The sequence below is a fragment of the Nonomuraea sp. NPDC054003 genome, assembly GCF_055585125.1.
This window is the reverse complement of record NZ_JBVJKR010000006.1, coordinates 527,821-548,211: the sequence shown is the minus strand read 5'-3', so window position 1 is coordinate 548,211 and position 20,391 is coordinate 527,821. Positions and strand designations below refer to the sequence as shown.

Here is a 20,391-nt window from a genome sequence, read left to right as displayed (position 1 = left end):
CGGAGTGGCCGCCCTCATGTCACATCGATCTTCCCTTACGGGCGCCAAGGTGACGAACGGGTTCAAACCCGTACACCACTCCCGTGGACGCTAACTTGACGAGCCCCAGCTCGAACAGGTCGTCCCCGTCTCCGACCTCCTCCATGATCGCCTGTCTGAGGTAGCTTCTGACCCTGGCTTTCACGTCCATCGGAGCCCCTGCTGTCCGGAGTAGTCAAAGAAGCCCTTGCCTGACTTCCGTCCGCGCAGGCCCGCGTCGACCATCTGCCTCAGCAGCGGGCACGCGCGGAACCTGCCGTCCCCGTAGCTCTCGTTCAGTACGTCGAGCGTACGGAGGACCGTGTCCAGGCCGATCAGGTCGGCGGTCGCCAGCGGTCCCATCTCGTGGGCCAGGCACTTGACGAAGATCTCGTCGACGTCGGCCGGGGTGGCGACCCTGTCGTGCACGACGCTGATCGCTTCGTTGATGGCCAGCATGAGAACGCGGTTGGACACGAAGCCGGGCATGTCGTTGGTGACGACCCCCCGCTTGCCCAGCCCGCCGAGGAAGCCCTGGACCGCCTCCACGGTCGCGTCGCTGGTGTGCCAGCCCTTGACGACCTCCACGACGGGCTTCCGGAAGACGGGGTTCATGAAGTGCACCCCGATGACGCGGTCGGGCCGCCGCGTCGCGCCGGCCAGGCGGGTGATCGAGATCGCGGAGGTGTTGGCCGCCAGGATGCGGTCCGGCGGGCAGATCCGGTCGAGCCGGGTGAAGACCTCCTCCTTGATCGGCCGGCTCTCCGTGCTGTTGTCCACGACGAGGTCGATGTCGGCCAGGAGGCCGTAGTCGGTCGTGCAGTCGATCCGCGACAGGATGCCGGCATGGCTGGCCTCGCGCACCCCGGCATCGAACAGGGACGCGTACCTCAGGTTCTCGCCGATGGCCGACCGCGCCCGGTCCAGGATCCCGGTCTCGACGTCCACCAGGACCACCCGGTGCCCGGCCTGGGCGAGGCACTGCGCGACCTCGGTCCCGATGGTCCCCGCACCGATGACGCCGACGTTCGGAAACTCCATGGCGACTCCCCTGCCTGTACGTCGAGCCCGCTCAGGCGGTCAGCCCGAGGTCCCGGTGGACGATGCGCTCGATGGCTGCGGCGCCGTCGAAGTCCAGCTCCGCACGCCGATCGGGTACGCCACGGCCGATCGAGCCGATGGCCCGGGCGAACATCCCCGGCAGTTCGGAGAGGTCGAGCGACACCTCGAGGTCCACGAACTGCCGCAACCGGGCCGCATGACGGTATTGCTCATCGCGCCGATCCCTCCAGAACGGGAAGCAGAGAATGCGGGCGTTCCCCTGCAGCGCCTCCAGGAGCGAGTTGTAGCCGCCCGAGGAGATCACCAGGTCCGCGCCGGCATGGAGAAAGGGCATCTCGTGGGTCTCCTTGTGGAGGCGCAGGTTGCCTGTTTCGACGAGGTCGCGGTGCCGCCGCGGCCAGGCGATGTTCGACCGGGGCCCCCGGACGATGTCGAAGGTGACGTCCGGGTACGCGCGGACGAGCTCCAGACAGCCCTCGATCAGCGGCTCGCCGAGCTGGCCGCCGCCGGCCGAGGCGACCACCCAGAGGTCGCCGTCCTTCAGGCCGCGGTCCTCGCGGACCGTCTTGACCGTGTCGTGCGGCACGCCGTCCGCGACATAACCGGTGTGGACCGTCTTCCCGCGGATCGCGGGCCCGAGGTTGTACTGCGCCGCGAAGTCGAAGACCTTGCGATCGGTGGCGACCAGGATCCGGTGATAGTACGCGTCCAGATACCGGCCGGCCTTTCCGCCGAAGACCAGCCGGCGCAGGTTCGCGGTCTCGTTCAGCACGCCTCTCGTCACCAGGTACTTGAGGCATCGCGTGTCCTCGATGACCTCCGCGAGCTCCTCCCCCGCGCCCAGCGGAAGATGGTCGACGAAGATGACGTCGGGCTCGAACGCCTCCACGACCGCCGTCAGGATCGACTTCCGCAGCCGGACGGCGCCGGCTTCGTCCAGGACGACGAACGGCCGCCGGTCCCAGTAACGCGCCTTGTCCTCCAGGAGGCTGTCCCAGCTCGGCAGGTGGACGTACTCGCACTCCTCCGGCACGAACCAGTGCGCCGCTGACCGGTGACCGGTGACGATGAGGCACGAAAGACGCCCTTGGAGCCTTCTGGCCAGGCAACCGAGTCTTCTCAGGTGCCCGATGCCGGTGCCCCTGTCGTAGACGAAGAAGATCGCCCTCTTGCCCGGGCGGTTCGACACGCTAGTTCGTCCTCCTGCGTACGAGTGACCTCCGGACGACGGCGAGGAAGTCGTCCATGTCGGCGAACGTGACGTCCGGGTAGATGTAGAAGAGAGGCTGGCCGGCCAGGGCCAGCGCGTCGTCCACGCCGCGCACGCGCACCGGGATGGCGCCGGCTCCCTCCAGGGCGAGGACCGGAAGGGTGCAGAGCTTGACGTCCTTCCTCCTGGTGAGCTTGAACACCGCGGCGCCCGCCCACGCCTGGACCCTGATCCCGGCGGCGATCGGCGTCGACAACGCCAGCTGGCCCGCCTTCGCGTGGATGGTCCAGCGCAGATGGCCTGGCAGACAGGTCAAGATGGGATCTTCAGCGAGCTCCCGGTCGCTCTTGATCTCGGCCATGTAGTCGATCGCACAGGCCCAGGACTCCCTCAGCATCATCTGCCTCAGGCGCTCCTTCACCCGATCCGTGGGCGCGAGCCCCGCGCGGGCGTCGATGCGGACGCCGGCGAGTTCGTCGGGCGGGATCGCCACATACGGTTCGAAGATGTGCGCTGTCAGGTCGCGGTAGAGAGCATGGCGAGCATCGGCCGGCAGGGGGTCGAACATGGTGAGCGAGTCGTACTTGATCGTGTAGATCAGGGATTTCAGCAGGGAGACGAACCGGCCCTCGGCATTGGCGTATTCCGGATCGGGCTCGACCCGGGCGGCCATGGTCATGGCGGACACCATGTCGTTCGGATCGAATACCGACCACAGCACCCGCCCGTACTCCGTGCGCGCTCCGGCGGCGATCGCGCTTTTCCGCCGCCGGTCACCGGCCGGCATCGAGTCCCGGAGCAGCGACCGGTAGTCGAGGATGGTGATGTGCTCGTCGAGCCGTAACCGTTCGACCCAGACGCCCAGACGATTCCAGTAGCGCTCGACGACGCTGTCCGGCTCGTTCACCAGCTTGTTGTAGCGGCTCCCGTCGGAAACGACCGTGAATCGCGCCAGAGGCCCTTGGAGATCAGGTCTCGCCGCCCGATAGATCTGCTCGACCGTCGACACGATCTCGTTGAGACCGAGGGGAAATTGAGCTCGGCCAGGTCGGGCAGCCGGCCGCGGGTCTTGAGTGGTGAGGAGAACTTGAACGGCAGCGCCGGAATGACCATCTCGATGGGAGAACCGGCCTCGACCCGCTCCGCCACGGTGCCGCACAGCAGCTCCCTGGAGCAGCTCCGCAACGGCTCGGCGCGATACTGCCGGTCGAACATGACTTCCGTGATGACCTGAGCTGTTCCGACCTGGCGTGGATCGGCCAGCCCGTAATCCTGGTAATTATCGCGCGCCCTCGACCGTGCGGCGGCGGCCCGATGCCCGGAGAAGACGTCGCAGGCTTCACGCAGGGCGGGAATCAGCCGGTCGTGGACGGCTTCGGCATCGATATGCAGCGTCTTCGCGACGAACCGGTCCTCGTCGTAGAGTTCGAGCCGCGGATCGCCGGCGAGTTCGTGCATGAAATGCGAACTGATCACGGCCTCTTGGATCTTGTCGAGGCCGACCTGGTAGGACACCTGTTCCGGATAAGGAGCCCGGGGAAACTTCATGGCGCCAGATCGCCGCATATCCGGTCCATGTGCCGACGCCCCCTCAGCTAATACCGGCCACCTCGACGGGGCCTCGGTGCTGAAATGTCTTTCGGGACCATCCGCCGCGGGCGGAACATGGCTGAACCACTACTATCACAGCCCTATCCAGCCAACAAGCAGTCATTTCCGTGGCCGCGCCGCTCCGAGATCATCCGAACGGCCCGGCCATTGACGACGGCCCCGCGAGATCGGTTCATGTCGCTTGACGTGCGCGAAGACGTGTGTCGATACTGCGATATGCGGAGCTTCGACCAGGTGGCCGTCTACGAACACAGGGCCTGGAAGGGGTTCCTGCTTCCGGCCGTTCTTCCGGGCGCGCGCCGCATCACCGCCGGCCTCGGAGAGGGATTCCAGGATGTGCTTTCACGAATACCGGCCGGCTGCCGGTTATTCGTGTTCCATATCAACCTGACGCTTTCCGCCCGGGTGCCGTTCGACCGGGAAAAACTCGTCGGAGAACTGCGGGCCCGCGGCGTCACGGTTCGAAACGCCGGGATCACCGACATCTCGAAGCGCGCCGTCCAACGAGCCTGTGCCCGGGCCGGGGTCGCCACGGCCACGGCACCCCGCCAGGGCGATCCCGGCGAACCGCTGCTGGTCAAAACGAACTGCAACTACCACGGCGTACGAGAATGCGAACTGACGCTTCCGCAGCGGCGAATGCTCGGATACGAGGCACCGCACGACATGCCGTCCTCCAGAGCGGAGGGCGAATATCGGGTGATGAGGCGCGACGAAGTTCCCCCAGCCATCTGGGCCTCGCCGCACTGGGTCGTCGAGCGGTACATCACCAATGCGGCCCATCGTTTCCATCGTGTCTATCTCGCGGGTGAGGCCATGGTCGTGTCGCGGGTGCACGACTCGGCGGTCTTCAAGAAGATGCCGGTGGGCATCACGCGCGAGAGCTACTACCTGAAGACGTCCGACGCCGGCCGCCCGGCGGCGCTCCCGGCGGACGTCGCCGTCGCCGCGGCGATGTCCGCCCGCGTCTCGGACGCCGCGCGGGTGGAGTACGGAGCTTTCGACCTGGTCAGCGACGATCACGGCGATCTCTACCTGATCGACGTCAACACGACGCCGTCCTGGGGCGACGGAGGACATCCCGACCTGCTCGCCTATCTCGGGGCGGGTCTCGTACGGAATCCCGATGGAGGATAGGCGGGAGACGGCGCTGATCCGGCTGCCCTGCCTGGCGGAGCGGCTGCGCCTGCCCCACGTCTATGCCAAGTGCGAGATGGGGAACCCGACGGGGACGCACAAGGACAGGATCGCGGGCGGGCTGGTGCTCGCCGCGATCCGCGACGGAGCGGCCGGCGTCACGGCCGGCAGCTGCGGCAACCTCGGGGTGGCACTGAGCCGGGCGAGCCGCGCGCGCGGACTGCCGTGCACCGTCTTCGTGCCGATCCGGTACCACCACACCCGCTCGGAAGAGATGACCGGCCTCGGAGCCGTGGTGATCGCCCAGGGGGACAACTACGAGGCGGCGGTCAGGGCCAGCCGGAGCTTCGCCAGGAAGCGCCGGCTGTTCGACGCCAACCCCGTCGGCCGTGGAGGGAGGATCGCGATCCTGGCGTACGGGGCGATCGTCGACGAGCTGATGGCGCAGTGCCCGGTGCCGCTGGGGTCGATCTGGCTGCCCGTCGGCAACGGCACGTGCGCGGCCGGGGTGCACGCCCGGCTCCGGCATCACGGCGTCGAGGTGCGCATCGGCGTGGTGGGAAGCGCCGGGAACACCGCCCTGACGGCGAGCCTCGCCAGCGGCCGCCTGGTCGAGCTCGACGCGGCGCGGCTGCTGGAGACGGAGGTGAACGAGCCGCTCGTCAACTGGTCCTCCTTCCATGCCCGCGAGGCGATGGACGCGGTCCTGGGCACGGGGGGCCACTTCTGCGACGCGACGGACGAACAACTGGTCCTGGCCAGTGACGGCATGCTCAGGCACGCCGGTCTCCGCGTGTCCCCGGCGGGCGCGGCCGGTCTGGTGGGCCTGCGGGCCTTCGCCTCACAGCTCGATCGGGCGTCGGCGCACGTGGTGGTTCTCACCGGTTGAGCTCACAGGAACCGCCGGAGCTTGCCGCCCGGCAGATTGATGGCCGGGACGTTGACGAGCTCGAACCTGGCGCCGGGGAAGCGCCCGCGCAAGACCGCGGCCAGGGCGGTGTCACCGCCGGGCCGGCCCACCCAGGAGATCACGATCCGATGGTCCTCTCCCGGCGCGACCTGGAACTGCTTCACCGGAGGATCGGCCGCCGCGACCGCCGCGCCGATCTCCTCGGCGGTGATCGAGCCGGTGCCGTCCCCGTAGGCGGCCCGCTCGCGTCCGGGCATGGCGACGATGGTCTGGCCGTCGTGGCCGCAGTCGCACTCGCCCGAGGTCGCCGTCGCCCTGTCGCCGATGCGGTAGCGGATGAAGGCGTGGCGCCAGTTGAGCGCGTTGGTGATCAGCAACTGCCCCGTCCCCGTCGGGCCGAGGCTTCCGTCGCCCGCCTCCACCTCGACCGTCAGATGATCCGTCACCACGTGCATGCCGGTGCGATGCCGGCACTCGTACGCGATCAGGCCCGCCTCGCTGGCGGCGTACGCGTCGAGCACAGAGCATCCGAGCCCGGCCTCGATGCGCGCGCGGTCGTCGGGGTAGAGGTTCTCGCCGCTGCACACCACGTAGGCCGGGGCGATGCGCCCGCCTCCGTCGTGCGCGCCGTCCAGCTCGATGAGATCCAGCAGCACCGAGGGCTTGGCGTGCAGCAGGGCGATCCGTGCGCGGCGGAGGTGCTCGACGAGCGCGACGTCGGTCATCTCGTCGCGGCCCAGGATCAGCCTCCGCAGGATCGCGCCGTCCAGGGCGGGCATCACGACCGAGGTACGGAGATCGCGCGGTGAGTCGGAGATCACGAAGACGGAGGGTTCGCCCGGGACCAGGGACGAGAAGAAGGCGGGGAGCACCGTCGAGAAGCGGAGGTAGCTCGCGTGGTTGAGATCGAAGAAGCTCGGCAGGTCCCAGGCGACGCGAAGGGTCCGGCCGAAGGTGCCGTTCGTGGAGATCCGGAGGAACTCGCCGCGAGGATCCTCGAAGTCGGTGCTGATGAAGTCGAGGCGCCTGTCGTCGTGGTCGGCCCGGTCGATGACCGGGAACCGGTCCAGATCGCGCACCGCGCCCTGGAAGAGGTTCCGATAATGGGGGACCGCGGCCGAGCACTCCGCCAGGAACGCCCGCTTCAGGTCTCGGCAGGTCAGCCGTTCCACCCACAAGGGGTACGCCTCGAGTGCCAGTCCGAGATTGACGCGGGCGTTCTCGCGCGAAGTCTCGTCCGCGGTGAGATCGTCTCGCTGGGTCGCCGGCATGTGGCTCAGCACATGAGCAGGATCTGGATCCCCCGTGCGCATGCGAGCCGCTCGTCGGCGATGTCGTCGATGTGCCGGCGCAGTGCGGCGCGGACGTCGTCGACCGTGCCGAGGTGCTCCTCGGCGACCTCGATCACGACCCTCTGCTTCGCGCCCGCTGTCGCGTAACTGTCGTTCATGTCCCCTCCCCCATCATGGAGGTGACGCTGGCCGCGCCCCTCTATGGCTTTCTGTGCGGCGAGCGTAACACGGGGTGACATGGCCGATCCGCCAACCTTTCGTGTGGCGCCACGCGGGGGTGCGGCACGTAGGGTGAGCGCGTGTGGTACTTAGTGATCTTGTCGGCGGTGATCGCCGGCGGTCTCGCCGTCGCCCGGCGCCGGCTGGTGATCGTCCAGGTGACGGGGCCGAGCATGCTCCCGGTGTACCGCTCCGGAGATCGTGTGCTCATCCGCCGCGTGGCCGGTTCGAGACTCAGGCGGGGTCAGGTGGTGGTCTTCGAATCGGCGCTGGAAGGCCGATGGCGCACCGGCCCGCTGTCCGCCCCGAAGGACTCGAAGTGGCTCATCAAGCGGGTGGCCGCGCTGCCCGGCGATCCGGTGCCGCCGAAGGTCACGCACGCGGTGAACGCCCCCGAGGGGGCGCTGGTCCCCGAGGGGCGGCTGGTCGTCATCGGCGACGGCCCGGCGAGCGCGGACTCGCGGAACTGGGGCTATCTCCCGGCGGACCGGGTGCTGGGCGTGGTCGTGCGCAGGCTCTCCCCCGCTGAGGGGTCCGGCGTGAGCTCGTAGCCGCTGGCCTGCAGGCCGAACAGCCGCGCGTACGTCCCTTCCATCGCCATGAGCTCACCGTGGGAACCGCGTTCGGCGATCCTCCCGTCGCTCAGCACGACGATGAGGTCCGCGTCCCGCAGGGCTCCCAGCCGGTGTGAGATCAGGACGCTGGTCCGGCCCGCCCGATGCCGGCGCAGTCCCAGGTGGACGGCGTGCTCGGCCTCCGCGTCCAGGCCGGAGCTCGGCTCGTCGAGGATGAGCAGATCCCTCCGGTGGCGCATCAGGGCGCGGGCCAGCGCCAGCCGCTGCCACTGCCCGCCCGACAGGGTCACCCCGGCCTGGCGCTCGTCGTCGTCGCCGAAGAAGATCCGGCTGAGCAGCGTGTCGTAGCCCCTGGGCAGCGTGTCGAGCGTGTCGTGGATCCCGGCGCGCCGGGCGGCGGCCCGGACGGGCTCCGGATCGCCGCCCGCGGCCAGGTCGCCCAGCATGATGTTCTCGCCGGCGGTGAGGTCGTACGCCATGTAGTCCTGGAACACCGCGCCGACCCGGGCGCGCAGGTCGTCCGGGTGCACCTCACGCAGGTCCACGCCGTCCCAGTGGATGGAGCCGCGGACCGGGTCGTACAGCCGGCACAGCAGTTTGACCAGGGTGCTCTTGCCCGCCCCGTTCAGGCCGACGAGGGCGACGGCCTGGCCGTGCGGGATGAAGAGGTCCACGCCGCGCAGCACCCAGGGGTGCTCGTCGTCGTAGCGGAACCACACGTCACGCAGTTCGATGCCCGTTCGCAGCGGGGGCAGCGCGGCGGGCTCCGGGGCCACCGGGAGACCGGGCCCGGCCCGGACGACGCCGATGTAGTGCCCGAACATCAGCAGGGCGTTGTGCGCGCCCGCCCACTGGCTGACGATCGCGGTCAGGGCCGTCTGCACCCCGGCGACGGCGGCGACGAACACCGAGACGTCCCCCACGCTCAGACCTCCGGCGGCGGCGGCGAGCACGGCCCAGATCAGGCCGCCGGCCGCGACGGCGGCGCCCAGCAGGGACAGCAGCCCCTGGCTGTGCAGCGTCCGACGGTCCAGATCCCGCTCGGCCTCGTTGACCGTCCCGAGCTCCGTGAGCATCCGGCCGCGCAGGAAGTCGCCCAGCCCGAACAGCCGCACCTCCTTGGCCGCGTCGGGGCTGGTGAGAAGGGAGCCGTAGAAGAGCTGGCGGCGCGTGTTGGAGCTGATGCCCCACATCATGCGGGCCCTGCGGCGGCTCAGCGCGAGCTGGACGCGGGCCGACGGCAGGGCGGCGGCGATGACGACGACGACCATGACCGGGCTGAGCACGGTCAGCGTGACGACGAACCCGAACAGCGTCAGGATGCCCTGGCAGATCGCCAGGGACGAGCCGACGATCTGCTGCGGAGCGTTCTGGCCGGCCTCATGGGCCAGCCGCAGCTCGTCGTGGAAGGCGGGGTTCTCGAAGCGGCTGAGCCCGGGGTCGGCGTTGACGGCCTGGAACAGCCGGTCGTAGATCAGCGTCTGCAGCCCCCGGTGCAGCTGTCCCTTGAGGTAGTCGGAGACGTGCGGCAGGACGACCAGGGCCAGGCCCGCCACTCCGAGTGCGGCCGCGAGCGGGAGGAGGACGCCCTGGCCCCCGCCGTCCGCCAGCCTGTCGAGAACCAGCTTGGTCAGCCACGCGGTCACCACCGGCGCCGCCCCCATGAGCAGCACCGTCGCCAGCGAACCCGTCAAGGCGGCCGGCTGCGCCCGCCAGGCCAGCTCGACCGCCACCCATCCGCGGCGGAACAGGGAGACCCCGGCGGGACCTTCGGGGTCCCTCACGTGGTCACCGCTGGGCCGGCGAGTGCGAGGCGGATGACGACGATGGGCGCCGGCCGGCGCGAAGCCGACCGGCGCACGTACCGCATGACGATCACTCGGCGAGGACCTCGATCAGCGCCAGGGGGTGCAGGCCGTGTAACCGGCGGCGATGCAGCACGTCCTGCGGATGGTGTAGCCGACGAACTTCGTCTCGTCCCAGCAGGTGTCCGCGGCGGCGGAGGTCTTGGGCAGCAGCTTGTCGAGCAGCCGGTCACCCAGCTTGCCCAGGGAACGGATCATGAAATCTCCTCTGTCGAGCCCCGTAAGAGGTCATGCCGGAGCGGTGATCATTACTTGCCGGCGCCTGCAACCTATGCGGACCAAGATCAGAAAATAATGATCAAGATCGTCATATCAGACGATCCCGCTTTGATGACTTTTGCTGTTGACAGATTTTTCCGGGTCCGTCAGCATCACTGACCTGCTCGATCCGCCGGCTCTGGACGCGGGTGCCCGGCCCGCGACGCATTCCGTGAGCGTACGAGCAGGTTTGTGACAGCATGGGTGGCGCACCTCGATCTTCCCGCCCTCGCCTGCCACATGGCACGGTGCGGACCTCTGAACGGCTGCGGTCAGTCACGAAGCTGGGAGAGCTCGATGGAATTTCGGCTGCTCGGGCCCGTTGAAGTCTGGAACGACAGGCGCCAGGTGTCTCTCGGGGGGACCAAGCCCCGGACGCTGCTCGTGGCGCTCCTCCTCGAACCGGGCAGGGTGGTCACCAGCGAGCGGCTGGTCGAGGCGATCTGGGCGGAGGACCCGCCGGCCACCGCGAAGGGGATCCTGCACACCTATGTGGCCTCGCTGCGCCGGGCGTTCGCGGCCGCGGGGCTGCCGCCCGTCATCATGTCCCACCGCGTCGGCTACCTCGCCCAGATCCCCCCGCGCACTCTGGACAAGGACGTGTTCGAGCAGCATCTCGCCGAGGGGCGCGGCGCCGCGCGGAAGGGCCACCACCGGGAGGCGTCGGCCTCCTTCCGGGCCGCGCTGTCACTCTGGCGCGGGACGGCGCTCGGCGGCATCGGCGACTCCTTCCTCCGCGCCGAGGCGGACCGGCTGGAGGAGCTCAGGCTGGCGGTCATCGAGGAACGGGTCTCCGCCGACCTGGGAGCGGGCCAGGACCAGCAGCTCATCGAGGAGCTGACAGAGCTGGTCGCCCTGTATCCGGGACGCGAGCGCCTGCGCCGCGACCTCATGGTGGCGCTCTATCGCTCGGGCAGGCAGGCCGACGCCCTGGCGATGTACCAGCACGGCAGGCAGGTCCTGATCGAGGAGCTGGGCATCGAGCCGGGACCCGAGTTACGCGAGACCCAGGCGGCCATCCTGCGATCCGACACCACGCTGCTGCACAGGGCGAAGGCCGCCGCCCAGCTGCCCCGCCAGCTGCCCTCGCCCGTGCCCGACTTCACCGGCCGCGCCGAGGAGATGGCCCGGCTGAGCGGATATCTGACCGGCCCGGACGCCGTGCCGCTCTGCGTCATCTCCGGGCAGGGCGGCGTCGGGAAGTCGGCTCTTGCGCTGCAGACGGCGTACGAGGTCGCCCCCCACTATCCCGACGGGCAGCTCTACGTCGAGCTGCGCGGCACGACGGAGGCGCCCGTCACCCCGGAGGAGGCGCTGGGGCGGCTGCTGCGCGAGCTCGATCAGCCCGGCACGCCGATACCCGCCGCTCTGGAGGAGCGCGCCGCCCGCTACCGCACGCTGCTGGCCAGCAGGCAGAAGCTGATCGTGCTGGACGACGCGGTGTCCGAGAGCCAGGTGAGACCGCTCCTGCCGGGCGGCAGGGGATGCGCGGTGATTATCACCTCGCGCAACCGGCTCGCCGGGCTGGCCGGCGCGGCGTTCGTCGATCTGGGCCTGCTGCCGCGGGAGTCCGCGTTCGAGCTGCTGTCACGGATCAACGGTCCCGAACGGATCGCCGGCGAGTCGGACGCGGCCTGGCGCCTGGTGAACCAGTGCGGTGGCCTGCCTCTCGCCCTGCGCGTCGCGGGGGCGCGACTCGCGTCGCGCCGCCAGTGGTCGGTGGCCCGGCTGGCCGACCGGCTGGACGACGAGCACCGCAGGCTGGACGAGCTCGCCGTCGGGGACCAGGCGGTACGCGCCAGCATCGGCCTGAGTTACCAGCTGCTGCCTCCGCTGGCCAAGACCGCGCTGCGCCGGCTCGGCCTGCTCGGGATGCCGCACTTCACCGTCTGGGTGGCCGCCTCCGCCATGGAGGCGAGCCTCGACGTCGCCGAACAGGCGCTGGAGCAGCTGGTCGACGCCTCCCTCGTCGACCTCGTGGACGCGGATCCGACGGGCCAGGTCCGCTACCGGCTGCATGACCTCACCCGGCTGTTCGCCAAGGAGCGCGCGGCGGCCGAGGAGACGGAGGAGGCGTGCGCGGCCGTGGTCACCCGGGTGCTGGGCGGGTGGCTGTGGCTGGTCGAGCAGCTGAGCGAGGCCCTGCCCACGGGCATGATCCCGATGCGGGCCACGACCGGGCTGACCCACCCGGTCGACGCCGAGGTGGTGCGCGCGGTGCTCGCCGACCCGCACGCCTGGTTCCGCAGAGAGGAGGAGTCGCTGATCGTCGCCGTCGAGCTCGCGGCGGCGATGGACCTCGACGAGATCGCCGTCGAACTGGCCTCCGCGTTGTCCGCCGTGGCCTTCGAGGGCAGCCAGTATCTCTTCGACAACCCGTTCGCGGCCTGGCACCGGACGCACCAGGCCGCCCTCGCGGTCGCGCGGCGGATGGACAACACGCTCGGCGAGGCGAAGCTGCTCGCCGGTCTCGGCCAGCTCTCCTACGAACGCGACTCCTTCGCCGAGTCGCGCGAGTATCTCAGCCAGGCCCTGCCGTTGTTCCGCGCCGCCAAGGACACCAGGGGCGAGGGCACCACCCTCGCGGCACTCGGCGCCGCCTGCCGCGAGCAGGGATATCTTCCTGAGGCCCTGCACTTCCTCGGCAAGGCGGAGGAGCTGTGGGACGACCTCGCCGACTCGGCGGCCGTCGCGCACATCAAGCGGCTGATGGGCACGGTCCACCTCGAACGGGGAGACTACGCCGCGTCGTGGGCCTGTCTCACCGCCGCGCTGGCGCTCTACCGGCAAGGCGAGAACCGCCGCGGTGAAGGGCTGACGCTGCGCAGCATGTCGCTGTACCACCGCGCGCGAGGCGAGCTCGACAGCTCGGAGGCTCTGTGCGAACGGGCGCTGGCGATCTTCGAGGACCTCGGGGACCGTCTCATGGTGGCCTACTGCCATCGTTCCCTGGCCAAGACCCGCGTGCGGCTGGAGAGATACGACGAGGCCCGCGAACCGCTGGAGGAGGCGCTGGTCACCACCCGCACTCTCAGCGACCGCTGGGGCGAGGCCTGCACCCTGCGCACCCTGGGCGAGCTCTATCTGGCCGAAGGGCGGCTCTACCAGGCCAAGAGCCACCTGGAGGAGTCGCTGCGGCTGTGGGAAACGCTGAACATCGCCCTGTTCCACGCCCGTACCCTGCGTGACCTCGCCCTGGTCCATCAGGCCCTCGGCGACGACGCGACCGCCGAGACCATCCGGTCGGAGGCCGTGGAGGTCTTCGAGTTGTACGGCGCCCGCGAGTACGGCGAATCCCTTCCGCTGTAATGATCTGTAACGCCGCTACAGCGCTTTTGGAGCACCTGGCCGCACCATGGTGACCTGGCGTCTCACGCGGAGCGCCGACGGTCCATCACGAAGGCTTGCATGACTGAGATAGTGCTTCTATCGGACAAGCGAATCGCCGAGACATCGGTGAGGGAGTGCGGAGAACCCCTGCTGGATCTCCGCACCGTGGAGGCGCTCCAGCTTGACCTGAGGCTGGCCGATCCGGCCGGCGCCTTCGCACACGTACGGGTGAGCGTGGCCGACCGGCTGGTCGCGGCGCAGACCCGGTTGCCCCGCGGGCTACGCCTGCTGATCGTCGAGGGCTACCGCCCGCCCGCCCTGCAGAGGCGGTATTTCGCCGACGCCCTCGCCCGCCACCGGGCCGCGCACCCCGAATGGGACGAAGGCCGCGCCCGGACCGAGACCAGCCGGTACGTCGCACCACCCGAAGTGGCCCCGCACACCACGGGCGGTGCCGTCGACCTGACTCTGTGCACCGCCGACGGCGTCGAGCTCCCGATGGGCACATCGGTCAACGCCACTCCGCCGGAGAGCGACGAGGCCTGTTACACCGCCTCGGCGGACATCTCCCCGGAGGCGAGAGAGAACCGCCGGCTCCTGTCCGCGGCCATGACCTCCGCCGGGTTCGTCAACTACCCGACCGAGTGGTGGCACTGGTCCTACGGCGACCGCTACTGGGCCTTCAGCGCCGGGGCACACCACGCCACGTACGCCACGACCGACGCGCTGTGAGTTCGCGGCCTCTCGATCGGCACGGTCGTACCGCCTCACGGTAGGCGCCGTTCCTCGTTCACGGGGCTGTGGCGTCGTCTGGAGGGAAGTTACAGCGGATTTGCAGGGCCCGCCGGGAGTCTGTCGACATCCGATCGATGCTTCCCCGGAGGATCTCGTGTCCCAGTCCGCTGTCTTACGCGTCGCCATCACCGGCACGCTCATCGCCTTAGGCATGGTCACCACGGCGAGCCCCGCCCTGGCGGCCCCCAACCTGCAACTGCCCTTCCCGTGCGGCCAGCAGTGGCGGCTGGACACGTGGGCGCACGCCCCCGCGCTCGACATGGTCAAGGAGCCCGACCAGCACGGCACCGACGGCGCCACGTTGATCGCCCCCGCCGCCGGGACGGTGAACCAGTCCTTCTACCACAGCAACGCCGGCAACGTCATCCAGATCAACCACGGCGGCGGCTACTTCACCACCTACCTCCACCTGGAATCCCGCGCCGTCTCGGTCGGCGCCAGGGTGAGCATGGGCACGACGATCGGCCGGGTCGGCAAGACCGGCCCCACCTCCAACGGGCATCCGCACCTGCACTTCGAGCTCGGCTACGACGCCGACGGAAGCGGTTCGGCCAGCTGGGGAACCGCGGGCTCCGAACGGGTCAGGCCCACCTTCAACGGTGTGACCTACGGCGGGTCGAACGGCCAGACCTGGCGCAACGTCACCAGCCGCAACTGTTCGTCCCCCGGACTCGACGCTCCGGCGATGATGCGTGACGACGGCGACGGGTCGATGACGATCTACCGGTGGTCCTCGACCGGATCGGGTTTCGGCCGCGCCTCCGACTACACCTCCGGCGGCTGGACCATGGCCAACACCGGGGACCGGGTGGCCTCCGGGGATGTCGACGGGGACGGCAAGGACGACGTGGTCGCCGCGTACCAGAACTCGGACGGGACCTTCAGCTTCCATGTCTGGAAGAACGGCGTCTCCTACGCCGGCAAGTGGTACACCTCCGGCCCCTACGCCCTCGGCCCCGTCGATGGACGCCTGGTCGTCGCCGACTTCAACGGTGATGGCAAGGCAGAACCGGCGATGATGCGTGACGACGGTGACGGCTCCATGACCATCTACCGGTGGACCTCCAGCGGATCGGCCTTCGGCCGCGCCTCTGACTACACCTCCGGCGGCTGGACGATGGCCAATGTCGGCGACCGGGTGGCCTCCGGTGACGTGGACGGGGACGGCAAGGACGACATCGTCGCCACCTACCAGAACTCCGACGGCACCTTCAGCTACCACGTCTGGAAGAACGGCGTCTCCTACGCCGGCAAGTGGTACACCTCCGGCCCTTACGCACTCGGCCCGGTCGATGGACGCCTCGTCGTCGCCGACCTCACGGGTGACGGCAAGGCAGAACCCGCCATGATGCGCGACGACGGCGACGGATCCATGACCATCTACCGATGGACCTCCACCGGATCCGCCTTCAGCCGCGCCTCCGACTACACCTCCGGCGGCTGGACCATGTCCAACGTCGGCAACCGCGTCGCCTCCGGCGACGTCGATGGAGACGGCAAGGACGACGTCATCGCCACCTACCAGAACTCCGACGGCACCTTCAGCTACCACGTCTGGAAGAACGGCCTCTCCTACGCCGGCAAGTGGTACACCTCCGGCCCCTACGCCCTCGGCCCCGTCGACGGACGCCTCGTCCTCGGCAACTGGTAGCCCCAGAACCGACCGCATCTGCATTCATCACAGGAGGAATCGACAATGCGACGCTTAACCAGACTGGCCGCCATGGCCATGCTCTTACCTTTGGGCATCGTCGGCCCGTTCGCGGCGACGCCGGCATCGGCCGTCTCGCCGGTCCAGCAGGAGCCCCCGCCCGGCGACCCGCCGCTGCCCGAGTACCCGGGTCTGCCGTCGGACGGCGCGATACGGTCGTACGCGGTGTCGACCACCCCGGTCCCCTGCGACAACAACGGCGCCGACAAAGCCCTGACCCGCAACCAGGTGATCACTCGGGCGCGCAGCTGGCTTGCCGTGGGCGGCGTCCCCTACAGCCAGGTGAGGTGCTATCGCAACTCGTACGGCGACTACCGCACCGACTGCTCCGGATTCGTCTCGATGGCGTGGGGGCTCGGCGGCTCCGGGAGCGCCTTCTGGACCGGCAACCTGATGGACCGGGCGTTCCAGATCTCCCGCAGCTCCCTGCAGCCGGGCGACGCGCTCCTTCGGCACACCGGCAACACTTCCGAGAATCATGTGGCGTTGTTCGTCCGATGGGCGGACGGCGCCCACACGCAGCCGGTCGTCATCGAGCAGACCGGCAGCTCGGGCACCATCGAGCGCACCTGGTCCGCGAGCTACGCCGGCCTCTACACGCCCATCCGCTACGACAACATCGGCGGAGGAGGCGGGACCGAGGAGCCGGCCATGATGCGCGACGACGGCGACGGGTCGATGACCATCTACCGGTGGACCTCCAGCGGATCGGCTTTCGGCCGCGCCTCCGACTACACCTCCGGCGGCTGGACGATGTCCAACGTCGGCGACCGGGTGGCCTCCGGGGATGTCGACGGGGACGGCAAGGACGATGTCGTCGCCGCGTATCAGAACTCGGACGGGACCTTCAGCTACCACGTGTGGAAGAACGGGGTGTCCTACGCCGGCAAGTGGTACACCTCCGGGCCTTACGCACTCGGGCCTGTCGATGGACGCCTGGTCGTCGCCGACTTCAACGGTGATGGCAAGGCAGAACCGGCGATGATGCGCGACGACGGCGACGGCTCCATGACGATCTACCGGTGGACCTCCAGCGGATCGGCTTTCGGCCGCGCCTCCGACTACACCTCCGGCGGCTGGACCATGGCCAACGTCGGCGACCGGGTGGCCTCCGGTGACGTGGACGGGGACGGCAAGGACGACATCGTCGCCACCTACCAGAACTCCGACGGCACCTTCAGCTACCACGTCTGGAAGAACGGCGTCTCCTACGCCGGCAAGTGGTACACCTCCGGCCCCTACGCCCTCGGTCCCGTCGATGGACGCCTGGTCGTCGCCGATCTCACGGGTGACGGCAGGGCAGAACCGGCCATGATGCGCGACGACGGCGACGGCTCCATGACGATCTACCGGTGGACCTCCAGCGGATCGGCTTTCAGCCGCGCCTCCGACTACACCTCCGGCGGCTGGACCATGGCCAACGTCGGCAACCGCGTCGCCTCCGGCGATGTCGACGGAGACGGCAAGGACGACATCGTCGCCACCTACCAGAACTCCGACGGCACCTTCAGCTACCACGTCTGGAAGAACGGCCTCTCCTACGCCGGCAAGTGGTACACCTCCGGCCCCTACGCCCTCGGCCCCGTCGACGGACGCCTCGTCCTCGGCAACTGGAACTGACACCACGTCTGGATAGCAGGTCCGGGCCGGAGATGCCCGGACCTGCCCATGCGGATGACGTCCGCCCCCGGTGCCTCCACCGACGGCACCGGCGCCTCCCCCTGCGAAGGACCCCCCATGTTCAGATCTCTCATGTTCCGTGCCGGCATCACGGGCACGGCAGTCATCACCGGTTTAGCCATCTCGACGAATCCCGCTCTGGCCGATCCGACGCCCCCCATCACGGCGGCCGCGTACCAGCTCGCCCCTTGCGACCCCCGCGGCACCACCGCGCGCGACGCCAGCTTGGCCACCCAGCTCAACAGCACCCTCAACGCCAAGATGCGCGGTTACATGTCCGCCTACCGCGTCTCCTGCGCGCGAATGATCATCAAAGCCGTCCGCGACCGCGGGCTCGACCTCCGAGCCGCGGCGATCGCGATGACCACCGTCATCGTCGAGAGCAGCATCCAGAACATCAGCGAGAAGGTCGACCACACCAGCCTGGGACTGTTCCAGCAACTGGACAGCTGGGGAAGCGCCGAACAGCGTCTCGACCCCACGTGGGCCACCAACGCGTTCCTGAACAAGATGCTCCGGCTCTACCCGAACAACAGCTGGAGAACAGCACCGATCGGCGAAGTGTGCCAAGCCGTCCAGGTGTCGGCATATCCCGAAAGGTATCCGCAGCAGGCCGGCGACGGCCAGATCATCGCCAACACGATCTGGCCCTACGCCGGCGGAGGTGGGACCGAGGGGCCGGCGATGATGCGCGACGACGGCGACGGGTCCATGACCATCTACCGGTGGACCTCCAGCGGATCGGCTTTTAGTCGCGCGGCCGACTACACCTCCGGCGGCTGGACCATGTCCAACACCGGGGATCGGGTGGCTTCCGGGGATGTCGACGGGGATGGCAAGGACGACGTGGTCGCCGCGTACCAGAACTCGGACGGCACCTTCAGCTTCCACGTCTGGAAGAACGGGGTGTCCTACGCCGGTAAGTGGTACACCTCTGGGCCTTACGCCCTGGGTCCGGTCGGTGGACGTCTCGTTCTGGCTGACCTCACGGGTGATGGCAAGGCAGAACCGGCCATGATGCGTGACGACGGCGACGGGTCCATGACCATCTACCGGTGGACCTCCGGCGGGTCGGCCTTCAGCCGCGCCTCTGACTACACCTCCGGCGGCTGGACGATGGCCAATGTCGGCGACCGGGTGGCCTCCGGGGATGTCGATGGGGATGGCAAGGACGATGTCGTCGCCACCTACCAGAACTCCGATGGCACCTTCAGCTTCCACGTCTGGAAGAACGGCCTGTCCTACGCCGGCAAGTGGTACACCTCCGGCCCCTACGCCCTCGGCCCCGTCGATGGACGCCTGGTCGTCGCCGACCTCACCGGTGACGGCAAGGCAGAACCGGCCATGATGCGCGACGACGGCGACGGCTCCATGACCATCTACCGGTGGACCTCCACCGGATCGGCCTTCGGCCGCGCCTCCGACTACACCTCCGGCGGCTGGACCATGGCCAACGTCGGCAACCGCGTCGCCTCCGGAGACGTGGACGGCGATGGCAAGGACGACATCGTCGCCACCTACCAGAACTCCGACGGCACCTTCAGCTACCACGTCTGGAAGAACGGCCTCTCCTACGCCGGCAAGTGGTACACCTCCGGCCCCTACGCCCTCGGCCCCGTCGACGGACGCCTCGTCCTCGGCAACTGGTAGCCGCTTCGCCGAGTCACCGGGCGGCGAAGTTCTGTGTCCAGTAGATCTGCCCCTGCGCGTTCTTGGCCGCACCCACCCCGATGAGGGTGTACGAGCAGTTCATGATGTTCTGCCGGTGGCCCTCGCTGTTCATCCAGCCCCGGACCGCCTCGGCCGCCGACCGTTGTCCCATGGCGATGTTCTCGGCCAAGGCGGAGCCGGTGAAGCCGGTCGCACGGATGCGGTCGGCCATGTCGCGGCCGTCCTGGGAGTCGTGGTCGAAGTAGTCGTTCTCCGCCATGTCGGCCGAGTGCCCGGACGCGGCCTTACGCAGCCGCGCGTCGTGCTTGAGCGGGTCGCAGCCGCCCTTGGCCCGCTCGGCGTTGGTCAGCCGGACGACCTCGTTCTCCAGTGCCGTGCCGACGGACTGGACGGCCTCCTTCTTCTTCTCGGGAGCCGGCGTCTCCCTGGTGGGAGTACGGGTGGAGGTGGGGGTGGGCGTGGGGGTGGCGCAGGTCACCCGGGTGGCCTTGGACTTGGCGGTGCCGCCCCGGTAGTCGGTGGCGACCGTGTAGTACGTGCCCGGCTCGCAGGGCAGCTTCAGGGTGATGCGGCCCTTCCTGGTGGCGCCGCTCTTGATGACCGGATCGTCGCCGGGGACGGCGCGCATGACCCGGACGCGCAGCAGCGCCGGGTGCTCACATCCACGGCGCACGGCCGAGGCCCGGATACCGAGGGCGGAGACGCCCGGCTTGACCACGCTCACGCGGCACTCGTCCGATTCGGGGGCCGGCTCGGGAGTCGCCTCCTCGGTCTTCGCCGGCGCGACGCCGCCCACCGGCTCGGCCGCCTCGGGCGCCGCTCCGCTGGTGGACGGGGCGCAGGCGGTGAGGCCGGCGACCACGGCGAGTGCCCCTAGGGTTCGGCGCATGAGGGTTCCTCCAGGGGAGGGGAGACGCTGGTGGTCCCGCATTCTGCCGGTTCCGATACTGACTTGTCACGACAATACGGACATTTCGCCCCGTACGCAGCGGCAACCAAGGGTCGGGCGGTCTGTGTGACCCATGCCATACGCGGTCCTGTCAGCAA

The 20,391-nt window shown here is 69.1% G+C and carries 17 protein-coding genes; 8 read left to right on the top strand and 9 right to left on the bottom strand.

Features of this window, described 5'->3' with window-relative positions:
* Positions 1 to 180: 180 nt before the first annotated feature.
* From ACZ6YG_RS19160 to ACZ6YG_RS19145, 4 genes are read right to left on the bottom strand one after another with little or no spacing between them, the layout of a single operon-like run.
* Entirely contained in the window at positions 181 to 1,059 is an 879-nt protein-coding gene (locus ACZ6YG_RS19160; protein WP_219547955.1) for a 3-hydroxyacyl-CoA dehydrogenase family protein, read from the bottom strand.
* Between the two features lie 31 nt (positions 1,060 to 1,090).
* Complete coding sequence (locus ACZ6YG_RS19155) at positions 1,091 to 2,269, bottom strand: hypothetical protein (RefSeq protein WP_466018744.1); 1,179 nt, start codon at positions 2,267 to 2,269, stop codon at positions 1,091 to 1,093.
* 1 nt (position 2,270) lies between these two features.
* Positions 2,271 to 3,197, bottom strand: a complete 927-nt coding sequence (locus ACZ6YG_RS19150) for a hypothetical protein (RefSeq protein ID WP_466018743.1) — start codon at positions 3,195 to 3,197, stop codon at positions 2,271 to 2,273.
* Positions 3,194 to 3,805 carry an L-tyrosine/L-tryptophan isonitrile synthase family protein gene (locus tag ACZ6YG_RS19145; RefSeq protein WP_466018742.1) on the bottom strand — a complete coding sequence of 204 codons (612 nt, stop codon included), beginning with the start codon at positions 3,803 to 3,805 and terminating at the stop codon, positions 3,194 to 3,196. The genes ACZ6YG_RS19150 and ACZ6YG_RS19145 overlap by 4 nt, the downstream gene beginning before the upstream one ends.
* Positions 3,806 to 4,075: 270 nt before the next feature.
* Between ACZ6YG_RS19145 and ACZ6YG_RS19140 the strand changes: the two genes are divergently transcribed.
* Both ACZ6YG_RS19140 and ACZ6YG_RS19135 read left to right on the top strand, forming a co-directional pair.
* The gene (locus ACZ6YG_RS19140; RefSeq protein ID WP_466018741.1) at positions 4,076 to 5,038 is read left to right on the top strand and encodes a hypothetical protein; all 963 of its coding nucleotides are present in this window, start codon (positions 4,076 to 4,078) and stop codon (positions 5,036 to 5,038) included.
* Positions 5,028 to 5,927, top strand: a complete 900-nt coding sequence (locus ACZ6YG_RS19135) for a pyridoxal-phosphate dependent enzyme (RefSeq protein ID WP_466018740.1) — start codon at positions 5,028 to 5,030, stop codon at positions 5,925 to 5,927. The genes ACZ6YG_RS19140 and ACZ6YG_RS19135 overlap by 11 nt, the downstream gene beginning before the upstream one ends.
* 2 nt (positions 5,928 to 5,929) lie before the next feature.
* On the opposite strand, the gene ACZ6YG_RS19130 is transcribed toward ACZ6YG_RS19135, so the two are convergent.
* Both ACZ6YG_RS19130 and ACZ6YG_RS19125 read right to left on the bottom strand, forming a co-directional pair.
* Positions 5,930 to 7,219, bottom strand: coding sequence for a phenylacetate--CoA ligase family protein (locus tag ACZ6YG_RS19130; RefSeq protein ID WP_466018739.1), 1,290 nt, complete (start codon positions 7,217 to 7,219; stop codon positions 5,930 to 5,932).
* A gap of 5 nt (positions 7,220 to 7,224) precedes the next feature.
* Positions 7,225 to 7,398 carry a hypothetical protein gene (locus ACZ6YG_RS19125; RefSeq protein WP_187280999.1) on the bottom strand — a complete coding sequence of 58 codons (174 nt, stop codon included), beginning with the start codon at positions 7,396 to 7,398 and terminating at the stop codon, positions 7,225 to 7,227.
* Positions 7,399 to 7,539: 141 nt separating this feature from the next.
* Between ACZ6YG_RS19125 and ACZ6YG_RS19120 the strand changes: the two genes are divergently transcribed.
* On the top strand, positions 7,540 to 8,010 hold the full coding sequence (locus tag ACZ6YG_RS19120) for a S26 family signal peptidase (RefSeq protein ID WP_148029805.1): 471 nt from the start codon (positions 7,540 to 7,542) through the stop codon (positions 8,008 to 8,010).
* Here ACZ6YG_RS19120 and ACZ6YG_RS19115 read toward each other — a convergent pair.
* Together ACZ6YG_RS19115 and ACZ6YG_RS19110 are read right to left on the bottom strand one after the other, a co-directional pair.
* Positions 7,932 to 9,818 carry an ABC transporter ATP-binding protein gene (locus tag ACZ6YG_RS19115; RefSeq protein ID WP_466018738.1) on the bottom strand — a complete coding sequence of 629 codons (1,887 nt, stop codon included), beginning with the start codon at positions 9,816 to 9,818 and terminating at the stop codon, positions 7,932 to 7,934. The two genes, ACZ6YG_RS19120 and ACZ6YG_RS19115, sit on opposite strands and share 79 nt — an antisense overlap.
* A 111-nt stretch (positions 9,819 to 9,929) precedes the next feature.
* Positions 9,930 to 10,097, bottom strand: a complete 168-nt coding sequence (locus tag ACZ6YG_RS19110; RefSeq protein WP_187280998.1) for a hypothetical protein — start codon at positions 10,095 to 10,097, stop codon at positions 9,930 to 9,932.
* A 357-nt stretch (positions 10,098 to 10,454) separates the two neighbouring features.
* Between ACZ6YG_RS19110 and ACZ6YG_RS19105 the strand changes: the two genes are divergently transcribed.
* From ACZ6YG_RS19105 to ACZ6YG_RS19085, 5 genes are all read left to right on the top strand, one after another.
* The gene (locus ACZ6YG_RS19105) at positions 10,455 to 13,466 is read left to right on the top strand and encodes an AfsR/SARP family transcriptional regulator (protein WP_466018737.1); all 3,012 of its coding nucleotides are present in this window, start codon (positions 10,455 to 10,457) and stop codon (positions 13,464 to 13,466) included.
* Positions 13,467 to 13,565: 99 nt separating this feature from the next.
* Positions 13,566 to 14,219, top strand: a complete 654-nt coding sequence (locus ACZ6YG_RS19100) for a M15 family metallopeptidase (protein WP_466018736.1) — start codon at positions 13,566 to 13,568, stop codon at positions 14,217 to 14,219.
* Between the two features lie 157 nt (positions 14,220 to 14,376).
* Positions 14,377 to 15,933 carry a M23 family metallopeptidase gene (locus ACZ6YG_RS19095; protein WP_466018735.1) on the top strand — a complete coding sequence of 519 codons (1,557 nt, stop codon included), beginning with the start codon at positions 14,377 to 14,379 and terminating at the stop codon, positions 15,931 to 15,933.
* Positions 15,934 to 15,978: 45 nt separating this feature from the next.
* Positions 15,979 to 17,613: an FG-GAP-like repeat-containing protein gene (locus ACZ6YG_RS19090; RefSeq protein WP_466018734.1), complete on the top strand. Its 1,635-nt coding sequence runs from the start codon at positions 15,979 to 15,981 to the stop codon at positions 17,611 to 17,613.
* A 117-nt stretch (positions 17,614 to 17,730) separates the two neighbouring features.
* Positions 17,731 to 19,323 (top strand): FG-GAP-like repeat-containing protein, encoded by a 1,593-nt coding sequence (locus ACZ6YG_RS19085; RefSeq protein ID WP_466018733.1) that lies wholly within the window; start codon positions 17,731 to 17,733, stop codon positions 19,321 to 19,323.
* Positions 19,324 to 19,336: 13 nt separating this feature from the next.
* On the opposite strand, the gene ACZ6YG_RS19080 is transcribed toward ACZ6YG_RS19085, so the two are convergent.
* Complete coding sequence (locus tag ACZ6YG_RS19080; protein WP_466018732.1) at positions 19,337 to 20,233, bottom strand: CAP domain-containing protein; 897 nt, start codon at positions 20,231 to 20,233, stop codon at positions 19,337 to 19,339.
* Positions 20,234 to 20,391: the final 158 nt, after the last annotated feature.